Origin of the sequence: Serratia myotis (genome assembly GCF_027474885.1) — a bacterium.
GTDB lineage: Bacteria > Pseudomonadota > Gammaproteobacteria > Enterobacterales > Enterobacteriaceae > Serratia > Serratia proteamaculans.
In genome coordinates this window covers 4,520,016-4,534,394 of sequence record NZ_CP099707.1, presented here as the reverse complement: position 1 = coordinate 4,534,394, position 14,379 = coordinate 4,520,016, and the positions used below count along the sequence as shown (strand labels likewise).

At 56.7% G+C, this 14,379-nt stretch carries 9 protein-coding genes; 7 read left to right on the top strand and 2 right to left on the bottom strand.

From position 1 onward, the window contains the following. Positions 1-4: 4 nt before the first annotated feature. From ubiH to NHG65_RS21340, 7 genes are all read left to right on the top strand, one after another. On the top strand, positions 5-1,183 hold the full coding sequence (ubiH, locus tag NHG65_RS21370) for a 2-octaprenyl-6-methoxyphenyl hydroxylase (RefSeq protein ID WP_207979445.1): 1,179 nt from the start codon (positions 5-7) through the stop codon (positions 1,181-1,183). Positions 1,184-1,266: 83 nt separating this feature from the next. Continuing rightward, positions 1,267-2,469: an FAD-dependent 2-octaprenylphenol hydroxylase gene (gene ubiI, locus NHG65_RS21365; protein ID WP_499182652.1), complete on the top strand. Its 1,203-nt coding sequence runs from the start codon at positions 1,267-1,269 to the stop codon at positions 2,467-2,469. Positions 2,470-3,014: 545 nt separating this feature from the next. Beyond that, a complete protein-coding gene (gene gcvT, locus NHG65_RS21360) occupies positions 3,015-4,112 on the top strand; it encodes a glycine cleavage system aminomethyltransferase GcvT (protein ID WP_099065327.1) in 1,098 nt (365 codons plus the stop codon). Positions 4,113-4,157: 45 nt separating this feature from the next. Next, positions 4,158-4,544, top strand: a complete 387-nt coding sequence (gene gcvH / locus NHG65_RS21355; protein WP_085118731.1) for a glycine cleavage system protein GcvH — start codon at positions 4,158-4,160, stop codon at positions 4,542-4,544. 92 nt (positions 4,545-4,636) lie between these two features. Further along, positions 4,637-7,516 (top strand): aminomethyl-transferring glycine dehydrogenase, encoded by a 2,880-nt coding sequence (gcvP, locus tag NHG65_RS21350; RefSeq protein ID WP_499182651.1) that lies wholly within the window; start codon positions 4,637-4,639, stop codon positions 7,514-7,516. Positions 7,517-7,765: 249 nt separating this feature from the next. Further along, positions 7,766-11,038, top strand: coding sequence for an autotransporter outer membrane beta-barrel domain-containing protein (locus NHG65_RS21345; RefSeq protein WP_219016896.1), 3,273 nt, complete (start codon positions 7,766-7,768; stop codon positions 11,036-11,038). Between the two features lie 134 nt (positions 11,039-11,172). Further along, positions 11,173-12,138, top strand: a complete 966-nt coding sequence (locus tag NHG65_RS21340) for a zinc-binding alcohol dehydrogenase family protein (RefSeq protein ID WP_219016895.1) — start codon at positions 11,173-11,175, stop codon at positions 12,136-12,138. Positions 12,139-12,237: 99 nt separating this feature from the next. On the opposite strand, the gene NHG65_RS21335 is transcribed toward NHG65_RS21340, so the two are convergent. Together NHG65_RS21335 and NHG65_RS21330 are read right to left on the bottom strand one after the other, a co-directional pair. After that, positions 12,238-13,647, bottom strand: coding sequence for an ATP-binding protein (locus NHG65_RS21335; RefSeq protein ID WP_219016894.1), 1,410 nt, complete (start codon positions 13,645-13,647; stop codon positions 12,238-12,240). After that, positions 13,644-14,312 (bottom strand): response regulator, encoded by a 669-nt coding sequence (locus NHG65_RS21330; protein ID WP_085118723.1) that lies wholly within the window; start codon positions 14,310-14,312, stop codon positions 13,644-13,646. The genes NHG65_RS21335 and NHG65_RS21330 overlap by 4 nt, the downstream gene beginning before the upstream one ends. Positions 14,313-14,379: the final 67 nt, after the last annotated feature.

The window sequence follows — 14,379 nt, the reverse complement described above, 5'->3', positions numbered from 1 at the left end:
CAGCATGAGTGTAATCATCGTTGGCGGCGGTATGGCGGGGGCGACTTTGGCGCTGGCCATTTCCTCGCTGACTCAGGGAAGATTGGCGGTTGATCTGGTCGAAGCGACCCGACCGGACGACCGCAGCCATCCGGGATTTGACGCCCGCGCCATTGCCTTGGCGCAGGGCACCTGTCAGCAGTTGACGCGCATTGGCGTTTGGCCGGCGCTGCGCGACTGTGCGACGGCCATTACCCAGGTGCACGTTAGCGATCGCGGTCATGCCGGGTTTGTTAATTTGCACGCGCAGGATTACCAGGTCGATGCGTTGGGGCAGGTGATTGAGCTGCACGATGCCGGTCAACGGTTGTTTGCGCTGCTGGCCAAGGCACCGGGTGTGACGTTGCACTGTCCGGCCCGGGTGGTCGATGTGGTGCGTACAGCAGAGCAGGCCGAAGTACTGCTGGATAACGGTCAGCGTATCAGCGGGCAACTGCTGGTGGCGGCGGACGGCTCACGTTCGGCGCTGGCACAGGCCTGTAATCTGCAGTGGCAGCAAAGTGACTATCCGCAGTTTGCTACCATTGCCAACGTCACCACTGCAGAGCATCCACAGGGGCGCGCTTTTGAACGCTTCACCCGTCACGGGCCCTTGGCTTTACTGCCGATGTCTCAGGGGCGCAGCTCACTGGTGTGGTGTCATGCGCGTGAAGATCGCGAGCAGGTCGACGGATGGGACGATGAGCGTTTTATCAGTGAGTTGCAGCAGGCATTTGGCTGGCGTCTGGGGCGAATTCTTCGCGCCGGCAAACGCCACAGCTACCCGCTCAGCCTGCTGACCGCTAATCAGCATGTCAGCCACCGGCTGGCACTGGTGGGCAATGCCGCACAGACGCTGCATCCGATCGCCGGGCAGGGGTTCAATCTTGGCTTGCGTGACGTGATGTCGCTGGCGGAAACGCTGGCCGAGGCGCAGCAGGCCGGAGAAGATCCCGGTGGCTATGCGCTGTTGGGGCGTTATCAACAACGGCGACAGCAAGATCAGCAGGCTACCATTGGTGTGACAGACGGCCTGATCCGGCTGTTTGCCAATCGCTACGGTCCCCTGGTGGTCGGTCGTAATCTGGGTCTGATGGCGATGGCCCAGTTACCGTCGGTGCGGGACGCCTTTGCCAAACGTACTTTGGGCTGGGTGGATCGCTAAGCGGTGTATAAGCACAGGCGCAGCATGCTGTGCCCAAAGCGCTGGGCAATGGCACAGCGAGTCATTTAAGGAAATTAAGCAGCATGCAATCATTTGACGTGGTTATCGCCGGCGGCGGTATGGTGGGGTTGGCATTGGCCTGTGGTTTGCAGGGCAGCGGTCTGCGCGTTGCGGTGCTGGAACAGCAGCAACCGGATATGACGCCGCCGCAACCACAGCCGGAACTGCGCGTTTCCGCCATCAATGCCGCCAGCGAGCGCCTGCTGCAGCACATTGGCGTGTGGGACGAGATCCTCTCCCTGCGCGCCAGCGCCTATAACGCCATGGAAGTCTGGGATCGCGACAGCTTCGGCAAAATAGCCTTTCGTGGTGACGAATGCGGTTTTAATCATCTTGGCCATATCATCGAAAACTCGGTGATCCAGCAGGCGTTGTGGAAGCGGGCGGAAAGCCTGAGCGACGTCACGCTGATGACGCCTGCGGCGCTCAAGCAGGTGGCCTGGGGCGAGAACGACGCTTTCATCACTCTGGAAGACGGCCGCATGCTGACCGCCCGACTGGTGATTGGGGCCGATGGTGCCCATTCCTGGCTGCGTCAGCATGCCGATATCCCGCTGACCTTCTGGGATTACCGCCACCATGCGCTGGTGGCCACGATCCGCACCGAAGAGCCGCATTTGGCGACGGCGCGTCAGGTGTTCCACGGCGATGGCATTCTGGCGTTTCTGCCGTTCAGCGATCCGCATTTAAGCTCGATCGTCTGGTCGGTGGCACCGGAAGAGGCTGAACGCCTGAAACAACTGGAGCCGGATCAGTTTAACCGTGAGCTGGCGATGGCTTTTGACCTGCGCCTCGGTGCCTGCACCCTGGAAAGTGAACGTCAGACCTTCCCACTGACCGGGCGTTATGCCCGCAACTTTGCCGCGCACCGTTTGGCGCTGGTGGGCGATGCGGCGCATACCGTGCATCCGCTGGCCGGGCAGGGGGTGAATCTGGGCTTTATGGATGTGGCAGAGCTGATCGCCGAACTGCGCCGTCTGCAACGGCAGGGCAAGGATATTGGCCAACACCTGTATCTGCGCCGCTACGAACGCCGTCGCAAACACGGTGCTGCGGTGATGCTGGCCAGCATGCAAGGGTTCCGCGAACTGTTTGATGGTAACCACCCGGCGAAGAAACTGTTGCGTGATGTCGGGCTGCGCCTGGCCGACAGCTTGCCGGGCGTGAAGCCCAAGCTGGTGCGTCAGGCGATGGGCCTGAATGACCTGCCGGAATGGCTGGCCTGACGGCAGCCTGAGAGAGGTCGTCAGGCCTCTCTGCCTCATTTTCCCCGCGATATCATCGATTCTCAAAGGCGCAGCCCTGCGCCTTATACCCATAGCTTTTTCTTATATAACCCTTCATTTGAAATAATCTAATTCCAGGCCGGTTTTGCCATTAGTTTTTCTAATTCCATGTTCGGTTATCAAAAGTCGAAATTCCGTATCCGGCCTTGGGTTTGTTATATAACTTCGGATTTTTGGTGCTTTAATTGTTGGTTTTGTGCCTTAAAGCGCATTTTTCCAGTCAAAAACTCTGCACACTAGCCCGGCATTTTACTGGCCCTGAGCGACGCCAAGCCTATTTTAACTTATGGTTAATGGGGTCGTTCGGTGATAACGTCAGGACAAAGGTATCGTTTGCGTCGCGGCGGTTAGCCGCAGTTTTTGCACGTTCGGCGCAGCGTTTCTGTTGGGCAGTCAGTGCGCCACGCAATCCGGCCGCGAGCCATTATCTGATGTATTGCGTAGCAGCACCCTATCTTCAGCTTCTGAGTGAAATGAGGGAAAAGATGGCAAAGCAAACCCCACTGTACGACCAGCACGTGGCGTGCGGTGCGCGCATGGTAGATTTTCATGGCTGGATGATGCCGCTGCATTACGGCTCCCAGATCGATGAGCACCACGCCGTGCGTCAGGATGCCGGTATGTTCGACGTCTCCCATATGACCATTGTGGATCTGCGCGGTGCCCGCACCCGCGAGTTCCTGCGTTACCTGCTGGCGAATGACGTCGCCAAGCTCACTCAACCTGGCAAAGCCTTGTACACCGGCATGCTGAATGCGTCTGGCGGTGTGATCGACGACCTGATCGTTTACTTCCTTACTGAAGACTATTTCCGCCTGGTGGTGAACTCCGCCACCCGCGACAAAGACCTGGCCTGGATCGAAGAACACGCAGCTCCGTACGGCGTAGCGCTGACGGTGCGTGACGATCTGGCGCTGGTTGCGGTGCAGGGCCCACAGGCCAAAGAGCGCGCCGCCACCTTATTTACCCCGGAACAAAAAAGCGCGGTTGAAGGCATGAAGCCGTTCTTCGGCGTACAGACCGGGGATCTGTTTATTGCCACTACCGGTTATACCGGCGAAGCGGGTTATGAAATTGCCCTGCCGAAAGAGCAGGTGGTCGATTTCTGGCAGAAACTGCTGGCGGCGGGCGTGAAGCCGGCTGGCCTGGGGGCGCGTGACACCCTGCGCCTGGAAGCGGGTATGAACCTGTACGGGCAAGAGATGGATGAAGGGATTTCGCCGCTGGCTGCCAACATGGGCTGGACCATTGCCTGGCTGCCGGAAGACCGTCAGTTTATCGGCCGTGAAGCGTTGGAAAAACAGCGCGAAGTGGGCACCGAACAACTGGTCGGCTTGATCATGACGGAAAAAGGCGTATTACGTAATGAGCTGCCGGTGCGTTTCACCGATGAAGCAGGTCAGACGCATGAAGGGGTGATCACCAGCGGTTCATTCTCACCGACCCTGGGCTTCAGCATCGCCCTGGCCCGCGTACCCGCCGGTATCGGCGAGCAGGCCATCGTTCAGATCCGCAACCGTGAAATGCCGGTCAAGGTCACCAAACCTGGATTTGTGCGTGCCGGTAAGCCACTGACTAATTAATTTTTTGTTTATTGATTCTTTATTTCTTCGAAGGAGTAGCTGGCGATGAGCAATGTGCCAACAGAATTGAAATACGCAACATCCCATGAGTGGGTGCGTGACGCAGGCAACGGCGAATACGTGGTAGGCATTACCGAACACGCGCAGGAACTGCTGGGCGACATGGTGTTTGTCGACCTGCCTGACGTGGGCACCGCGGTTAACGCTGGCGAAGACTGCGCAGTAGCGGAATCGGTGAAAGCCGCTTCCGATATCTATGCACCTATCAGCGGCGAAATCATCGCTGCCAACGATGCGCTGGAAAGCTCTCCGGAGCTGGTTAACAGTGACCCGTACGGCGAAGGCTGGCTGTTCCGCATCAAGGCTTCTGACAGTGCCGAACTCGGCAACCTGCTGGATGCCGGTGCGTATCAGGCTTCTATCGACGAGTAACTGTTGTAACGCCCCAGGCCCATTGGCCGGGGCGTTTTAGTTATAGATCAGGCTATATCCCGTACCCCGTAAGCATTCAGGAATTTGTAGCAATGACTCAGACACTCAGCCAACTTGAACACAGCGGTGCGTTCATCGAACGCCATATCGGCTCTTCTGCAGAACAACAGCAGCAGTTGCTGGAAGCGGTGGGCGCACGCTCGCTCAACGCGCTGATCCAACAGATTGTGCCGGCAGACATTCAACTGCCTGCGCCGCCGCCGGTGGGCGATGCGGCTACTGAACATCAGGCGCTGGCCGAACTGAAGGCGATTGCCTCGCAGAATCAGCGCTACAAATCCTATATCGGTATGGGCTACAGCGCGGTGCTGACACCGCCGGTGATCCTGCGCAACATGCTGGAAAATCCGGGCTGGTACACCGCTTATACCCCTTATCAGCCGGAAGTGTCGCAGGGCCGCCTTGAGGCGCTGTTAAACTTCCAGACCGTGACGCTCGATCTGACCGGTCTGGATCTGGCATCGGCTTCATTGCTGGACGAGGCGACCGCGGCCGCCGAAGCGATGGCGCTGGCCAAACGCGCCAGCAAGCTGAAAGACGCTAACCGTTTCTTCGTGGCTGACGACGTGCATCCTCAAACGCTGGACGTGGTACGTACCCGTGCCGCCACTTTCGGTTTTGAAGTGATCGTCGATAAAGCCGAGAAAGTGCTGGAGCTGCAGGGCGTGTTTGGCGTGCTGCTGCAACAGGTCGGTACCACCGGTGAACTGCACGACTACAGCAAACTGCTGGCCGAGCTGAAAACCCGCAAAATCGGTACCAGCGTGGCTGCCGACATTATGGCACTGGTGCTGTTGACCGCACCGGGCAAACAGGGCGCCGACGTGGTGTTCGGCTCCGCACAGCGCTTTGGCGTGCCGATGGGTTACGGTGGCCCACACGCGGCCTTCTTCGCCTGCCGTGACGAATTCAAACGCTCGATGCCAGGTCGCATCATTGGTGTTTCTCGCGATGCTGCCGGTAACACTGCGCTGCGCATGGCGATGCAAACCCGTGAGCAACATATTCGCCGCGAAAAAGCCAACTCAAATATCTGTACCTCGCAGGTACTGCTGGCCAACATCGCCAGCCTATATGCGGTGTACCATGGCCCACAAGGCCTGCAACGTATCGCCGGGCGTATCCATCGCCTGACCGACATTCTGGCCGCCGGGCTGCAACAGGCCGGGCTGCAACTGCGTCACAAAACCTGGTTCGATACCCTGACGGTGGAAGTGAAAGACAAGGCCGCGGTGCTGGAACGCGCCTTGAGCTTCGGCATCAACCTGCGTACCGATATTCACGGTGCGGTGGGCATCACGCTGGACGAGGCGACCTCACGTGAAGACGTGCAAACGCTGTTCGCCTTGCTGGCGGGTGACGAGCACGGTCTGGACATCGACGCGCTGGACGCGACGGTGAGCAAAAATAGCCAATCGATCCCGGCGGGCATGGTGCGCCAGGATCCGATCCTGACTCACCCGGTATTCAACAGCTACCACAGCGAAACCGAGATGATGCGTTATATGCACCGTCTGGAACGCAAGGATCTGGCGCTCAACCAGGCGATGATCCCGCTCGGTTCTTGCACCATGAAGCTAAATGCCGCGGCGGAAATGATCCCGATTACCTGGCCTGAGTTCTCTGAGCTGCACCCGTTCTGCCCGCCAGAACAGGCGGCAGGCTATCAGCAGATGATCGGTCAGCTGTCACAGTGGCTGGTGCAATTGACCGGCTACGACGCGGTTTGCATGCAGCCGAACTCCGGCGCGCAGGGTGAATACGCCGGGCTGTTGGCGATCCGTCATTACCATGAAAGCCGTAACGAAGCGGGCCGTCACATCTGCCTGATCCCAAGCTCCGCACACGGTACCAACCCGGCCTCTGCCCAAATGGCGGGCATGAGCGTGGTAGTGGTGGCCTGCGACAAGAATGGCAACATCGATCTGCACGACCTGCGCGTCAAGGCCGAGCAAGCGGGTGAAGAGCTGTCTTGTATCATGGTGACTTACCCGTCGACCCATGGCGTGTACGAAGAAACTATCCGTGAAGTGTGCCAGATCGTTCACCAGTTCGGCGGCCAGGTGTACCTCGACGGCGCCAACATGAATGCTCAGGTGGGCATCACCACCCCAGGTTACATTGGTGCGGACGTCTCACACCTTAACCTGCATAAAACCTTCTGTATCCCGCACGGCGGTGGCGGTCCAGGCATGGGGCCAATCGGCGTCAAAGCGCATTTGGCACCTTTCGTTCCGGGCCACAGCGTGGTGCAGATCGACGGTGTGACCACCCAGCAGGGCGCAGTTTCTGCTGCACCCTTTGGTAGCGCCTCAATTCTGCCAATCAGCTGGATGTATATCCGCATGATGGGCGCAGAAGGGTTGAAGCAGGCGAGCCAGGTGGCGATCCTGAACGCCAACTACATCGCAACCCGTCTGAAAGACGCTTACCCGGTGCTGTATACCGGCCGCGATCACCGCGTGGCGCATGAATGCATTCTCGACATTCGTCCGTTGAAAGAAGAGACCGGCATCAGCGAAATGGATATCGCCAAACGTCTGATTGACTACGGTTTCCATGCGCCGACCATGTCGTTCCCGGTAGCGGGTACGCTGATGGTTGAACCTACCGAATCTGAAAGCAAAGCAGAGCTGGATCGCTTTATCGACGCGATGCTGGCTATCCGCGGCGAGATTGATCGGGTGGCGAAAGGTGAATGGCCGCTGGAAGACAACCCATTAGTCAACGCGCCGCACATTCAGGCCGAACTGGTCAGTGATTGGCAGCACGCCTATAGCCGTGAGCTGGCGGTGTTCCCAATCGCTGGTGTGCGTGAGAACAAATACTGGCCGAGCGTGAAACGTCTGGATGACGTGTACGGCGACCGTAACCTGTTCTGTTCTTGCGTACCGATGAGCGAATACGAATAAACCCTTCGGCGGGGAGTTGATAAACAGGCAGCGCATTTTGCGCTGCTTTTTTTTGTCCATCATGCACATGGTTTTCTTGCTTATATATTTGATTAATTGCTAATTATCTTCTTTTTTGTGCGATCCCCCGCAGTTTGCTTCCAACCTGATTTAAGACACTGTCCGGTTTACATTCCGTTTAAACACGCGTGGTTAAATTGACATCAGCAAAATATTTTGCAGGGAAGATTGACTCACAAGGAGTGCTCTATGAAAAGGTTGGCTATCGCAATCATTGCGGCTTTACCCTTCTGCTCCGCGCAGGCGGTTGAAAGTTATGAAGTACGAAATAACAGCGGGCAAACGGTATTTAAACTGAATTTCTACACCCCCACCGATGACGGCTATTTTACTGATGAAGGTGTCCCTCAGCACTCATCCTGGGTCCTGGACGAGGCGCAAAAGGCACAGGTGATCAGCGCCGCACAACGCTGGGCCGATATTATCAAACCCAAGCCTGGCCAATTGCCGGGGGTGATCAACGTCGGTACCTTTGATGAGAAAAATGCCGGCGCAATGAGCGCCAACGTCAGTGACGACAGCTTTAGTTTGACCCAGCTTCAGGCAGTGTTACAGGGGCAGGAGGCGGGGGTATTGGACAGCGGTGCCCATGCCATCGTCCGTATCGGCAAGCTGGACTTTACCCCTACCCAGGCCTCGCCGGCACAGATCCCCACCGATCATCGAACCGATCTGGAAGTCACGATATTTCATGAAATTGCCCATGCGTTAGGGATCAGCGCTGATGCCGGGGTAGCCAATGGCGTAACGCAATTCGGCCCGACGCAGGGGAGCTGGACATCGCATCTGTTTGACGACAACGGTAATCCTGCTCAGCCGGACCAGGCGATTTTGTGCAAAGGCTGTGAGGGACCGGACGATCCTTCAGGTTTCGACGTGCGCAAGGATCAAGGTTATTTCGCCGGTAGCCACGTCAAAGAAGTGTTGGAAGGGGCCATGCCGGGGGTTCCGGTACGCATCCTCGATGTATTTGGCGATCTGGATGAGGATTACATGTCTCACATCGAACTGGATCGCAGCCTGATGAGCCACCAAAACTACCGTAATTACACCTCGATGATGGAAGCCGAATTGGCGCTGTTACAGGACATGGGGTACGACATCGATCGTCGTAACTTCTTTGGTCGTTCTGTTTATGGCAGCGGTCTGGATGTGGTTAACCAGCAAGGGTATTTCGCGCGTAATGCTGACGGTACCGATTATATCGACGGCAAAGCCAATACTGCTGCCCGGGGTGTCGGGTTGCACATTTACGGCAGTAACAATCGCATAGAGCAGGGCGGCGATCTGTTGGCAGATGGCGTAGCCGCCGCCGGTATCCGCATTGATGGTGCGGGCAACACGCTCAGCATCGCGCCGGGTACCCGGGTGCAGGCCAACGGTGATTACGGCACCGGCTTATTGGTGGCGTACGGGGATCGGCACAATATTATCCAGCGTGGCAGCCTGGAGGCGACTGGCAAAGAGGGTATCGCTGCCCGTCTGGACTTTGGTAACAACCTGCTGGGCAATGATGCCGAATACCGTGGCTCGTATATCTGGCAATGGGATGGGGTCGACCTGTCCAAATATCGGGCAGCCCCGCTGGTGTCCAATTTCGATATTACCGGCTCATTGAAAGGCAGCAAAGCGGCGATCTACCAGTCTGAGAATGCACTGGCCGGCGCAATCAACGTGATGCGTGGTGCTGACATTCAGGGCGATATTATCTCTGACTATGCGCAATGGGACGAAAATAATCAGGCACGCCTCACCCGTTTAACCTTCGGCCTGCAGCCGGATGAACTGGGGCAGGTCACCGCAGCGGCGGATAGCGGTTTTGACTTCACCTATAACGGTAACATTCGCGGTAAGGATAATTTTGCGCTGGTGGCTGAGGGCGGTAAAACGACTCTCAACGGCATGCATCAGGTGTATAGCGTGGATATTGAGCCAGGGGCCCAACTGGCTGGGAATAGCCGTTATGAGCTGTCGGATGCCGGGTTGTTTACCAATAACGGTTTGCTCACCACCGGTTCACCTTTTGGTCTGGTTTCGATCGTCGGCGATTACTCGCAGGGGCCGCAGGGGCGTCTGCAACTGATGTTCGACAACCTGGGGCGTGGGGACCAGGTGATAATCAGCGGAAAATCCAGTCTGGGCGGTGCCTTGGCGTTGATGCCGGTCAAAGGCTGGTATGCATCAGACTGGAAGCTGAACAGCACTTCCCTGTTGCAACTGGGGCAGGCCAGCGGTGAGTTCGATCAGATCAGCGTGCAGACGCAGTCACCGACCTTAAGCTTCAGTGCGACAGCATTGGCGGCCGGGGAATATCAAATCAGCGCCAGCCGTGGTGCATCGGCCTACAGCCAATATGCACAGAGCGTGAATGAGCAGAACGTCGGTCTGGCGTTGGCCCGTGCAGCGGTGACGGCGGGTAATGATATGCGCCCGTTGCTGACTGCGCTGGATTTCTCTGCCCCTGATGGCAAGCAGGTCAACAATGCTTTGGCCCAGTTGGAGCCGTCGGCCTATAACAGCCTGATCCAGGCTTCATTCGATCGCGAACGTCAGTTAACCCGTGCGTTGACGGCACCGGAACGCAATCTGACGCTGGCTCCGGTTGACGACGAACAAGATTGGATTAGTTTTGCCCTGCCTTATGGCGGCGGTAACTGGCAGCGTAATTCGGGCAATATCACCGGTTACAACGCATCGCGTTATGGCGTGCTGTTCGGCGCAGAGAAACGTAATGTGCTGGTGCCTGGGCTGACCACCGGTTTCCACGCCGCGGTGGGCGGACAAACCGTCAATGCCAAAAGTGCCGATCGGGCGCGGGCGCACAGCACTTCATTTGATGTCGGTTTGCAGTTCAACTTTGCACAGGATGCCATGGCCGGGCCGTTTGCTTATGGCCTGGGCCGGGTGGGCGCTGAGGATAATCATATGAAGCGTCAGTTTGATGTCGCCGGTGTGAGCGGCACCAGCAAGAGCGACTGGACGGCCTGGAACGGTTCATTGACTCTGGGCGGCGGCTATCATTTTGCATTAACCGATTCGTTCAGCTTTGGCCCGGTAGCGGCACTGGATTATACCGCCACCACTCATCGTACGATTAAGGAGACCGGTACTGGCACCTTGCCGATGCAGATTAAAGGGCGCTATGCCGACTCTCTGCAAAGCACGCTGGGTGTAGAGGCGCTGTTCCAGGGGACAGAGGCTTTGTCCGCGACCCTGCGCCTTGGCTGGCAGCATGAGCTGCTGAGCAACAATGTCACCCAGCGTGCGCAGTTCGTTGGTTATGACGCCTCGGCTTTTGATAGCAAAAGCACCTTGGCGGGGCGTGATGGGCTGGCGGCGCAAGCGGGTGTGCAGTATCAGTTGAACAAAGATGTTTCAGTTGGGGCCGGGCTTTCCAGCGAGTTGTTCCGCCAGGGCAGTAATTCATTAGAGGGCAATATGTCTGTGAGCTGGCGGTTCTGATTTCTCCAACAAAATGCCGGTGAGTCAATATCAATAACACGTTCGGCAAAGCGTACTCTCAAGGGACACTGCATGATGCAGTGTCCCTTTTTTACTGTCGCCGCACCGCAACCCCAACGGATTAAGGAGCAATGATGAGAGCTGCAATAGTTAACGCGTTAGGCCAGGCACCCGTAGTCGGTGATGTGGATGAGCCGATAGCCAGAGAAGGGGAAACCCTGATCGAAGTGATTGTCGCCGGTATCAAACAATTGGATCGCGCCATAGTGGCGGGAACCCATTACTCCAGCCCGAAGGTGTTGCCGATCGTGCCCGGTACCGATGGCGTTGGCTATGCACCGGATGGCCAGCGGGTTTATTTCGCCTCTTTCCGGCAGCCTCACGGCGCACTGGCAGAGCGTACTGTCGCTTCCTGGAGCGTGCCGGTGCCAAAGGGCGTGGATGATGCCACTGCGGCGGCATTGATTAATCCGGCATTTGCCGCCTGGCTGCCGCTGCACTGGCGCGCTGAGCTTCAGGCGGGTGAAACGGTGCTGATTATTGGTGCGACCGGCACCTCGGGCAAGCTGGCGGTGGCCGCTGCACGTCAGGCGGGAGCCGGGCGGATTGTCGCGGCTGGGCGTCGGCAGAGCGTACTGGATGCGCTGGACGTCGATGCGACGGTGGACCTCAGCCTGGAAGGAGATGCACTGGTGCAGGCTTTCGCTGCTGCTGCAGGCCCGAACGGCTATCAGGTGATTGTCGATTACATTTGGGGGGCGGCTACCGAAGCGCTGCTGGCCACGCTGAACAATCACGATCTGTCTTCCTATGCCGGTGGGCGCGGTATTCGTCTGGTCAACGTAGGTTCAATGGCCGGGCCAGACATCCGCTTGCCGGCAGCGGTACTGCGCAGCAATCAGCTGCAGATTTTGGGCAGTGGCACCGGCAATTTTCCTCCGCCGGCTGAGATGCAGCGATATGCCAGTGAGATCCTGGCGTTGGCGGCCGCAGGGCAGATCTCGGTTGAAACTCAGGAGCACGGCTTATCCGAGATCGCCGAAGTGTGGGATCTGAACAAGAAAAGCGATGTGCGATCGGTGATCCGTATTGCCGGATAACTGTTCTCAGGTTTATGGGCAAACACGTTTTTGCCCATTGATCTGTCACAGTCAATCAAGCCGATACCGCGGCAGTAAAATAGCGGCTTTCATGCCGGTTTAACTTTCTTCTGGCGGTGCGAGGTAGTTTTCCGGTAAGTCGATAACAAACCCGATACCGCGTTCATCGAGTCCTTCGGTGAGCCGCAGCTGCGCACCGATTTTATCGGCCAGATTTTTGGCTATCGCCAGCCCCAGACCGCTGCCAACTTGCAGGGTGCCCGGCACGCGGTAAAAGCGCTCGAACAGCCGTTTGTGGTATTCCGGGCCGATGCCAGGGCCATTGTCGCGCAAGGTAATGTAGCAACCCAGCGGTGACAGCGAGCGAATATTGGCTTCGATTCGCCCATTCTCCGGCGCGTATTTGATGGCGTTTTCCAAAAGGTTGGTGAAGATGGTAATCAGTGATTGGCGATCGGTATCAATCATCACATTTTCACTGCCATCCAGCGAAAGTTCGACGTTCTTTTCCAGCGCATAGGGCACGTGTTGGGCAATGCATTTGCTGATTTCCGTGTGAATATTCACGGTTTCAATCTTCAGCGGAAAGTCTTCTGACTCCAGCTTGGCCAGGTCAATCAGTTGGCGCGAAAGCGATGCGGCGCGATCCAGCCCCTGCTGCATGTCTTCAATGATTTCCTGTCGTTCGGTTTTATCCGCCACCTGGGTCAGCAGATGCAACTGTGCCAGTACGGCGGCGATCGGGGTGCGTAGCTCATGCGCCGCGTCAGCCATAAAGCGTTTTTCGCGCTGATTGGCGGCATCGATACGTGCCATCAGCTTATTGATTTCCAATACTATTGGCCGGATTTCCTGATATTGCTCGGTCGCATTGATCGGTGACAAGGTACCGGGCTTGCGGTCAGAGATCATTCTGGCGATTTGCCGTAGCGGCCTCAGACTGAAATAGGCGGTGATCAACAGGGCGGCAATGGTTGCCGCCAGGGTTAACAGCAGTGGGATAGCGGTGCTTTCCGCCGGATTACCGAAAATGGTGGTGCGGTTGTCAAAGGATTCGCCGACGATCACCCTAAATTGCTGCTTGTCGCTCCAACTGCCGGCGATATGCCACTTCATATTGGCGTAGCTGATAGTGCCGGACAGCACGGAAGGTGGCAGGAACAGCGGTATTTCCTGCGCCGGCGAGGCGTAAAGCATCTTATTGTTATGATCGTAAACCACAAATAAGGGGCGATAGTCTATTTCATCCTGCATGCCGTTTTTGATCGAGTCGATATACATTATTTCGATGTCTTTAATTACCTCTATAAAATTGTGGTCGTTGACGTCAGTCTTATCAAGAATATTGGCAATTCCGCGTGCGACAATGCGTTGCTGATTATCCAAGTATTTTTCGGCGTCGGGGTAATAAAAATATTTTACCCAGCCCATCAATACGCCCCACAGCAGTAATATGGCTAATACCTGGAAAATAATGGTGCGCATAAAAAAGGATTTAAAACTAATCATCCCAGCGTCTCTTTTTTTAATAAATAGCCAATGCCGCGCACGGTAATAATTCGCTCTCTACCTATCTTGCGCCGCAAATTATGCATATGTACCTCCAGCGAGTTACTTTCCACGCTGTCGCCGTGACCGAAAAGACTTTGCTCCAGTGCGGTTTTACGCACCACGGTGCCGGCACAGCGCATCAGTTCATGCAACAGCCGGTACTCCTTTTTCGATAACAGCAGCAGTTCACCATCCAGTGTCACCTGGTGGTTCATTGGGTCCAGATACAAATTGCCCAGGCTCCAGGTTTGGGAGGCAAACCCGGCCATGCGGCGGTTCACCGCCTTCACACGAGATATCAGCTCAGGCAAGGCGAAAGGTTTGGCCAGAAAGTCGTCCGCACCGGAGTCCAGGCTATTGACCAGGCTCTCAATCCGGTCGCGGGCGGTCAGAACAATGATCGGGATATTTTGTCCGGCGGCCCGCCACTCGACCAATTTTTTTAAGCCATCGCCGTCAGGCAGGGTCAGGTCCAGCAGCATTAAATCGAAGCTGGCTTGCGAAAGTTTACTTTGAGCATCATGGACCAGCCGCACCCAGCACAACTCAAAGCCCGCCAGCTCCAATGCGCGGCATAAGGCCTTGCCTAATTGCAGGTCGTCTTCCACCAACAGTATGTTCACGTGCCATCCGATTAATATCGATGTGTCGACGGCTATATAACTACAACCATCGGATGAAGACAACGGC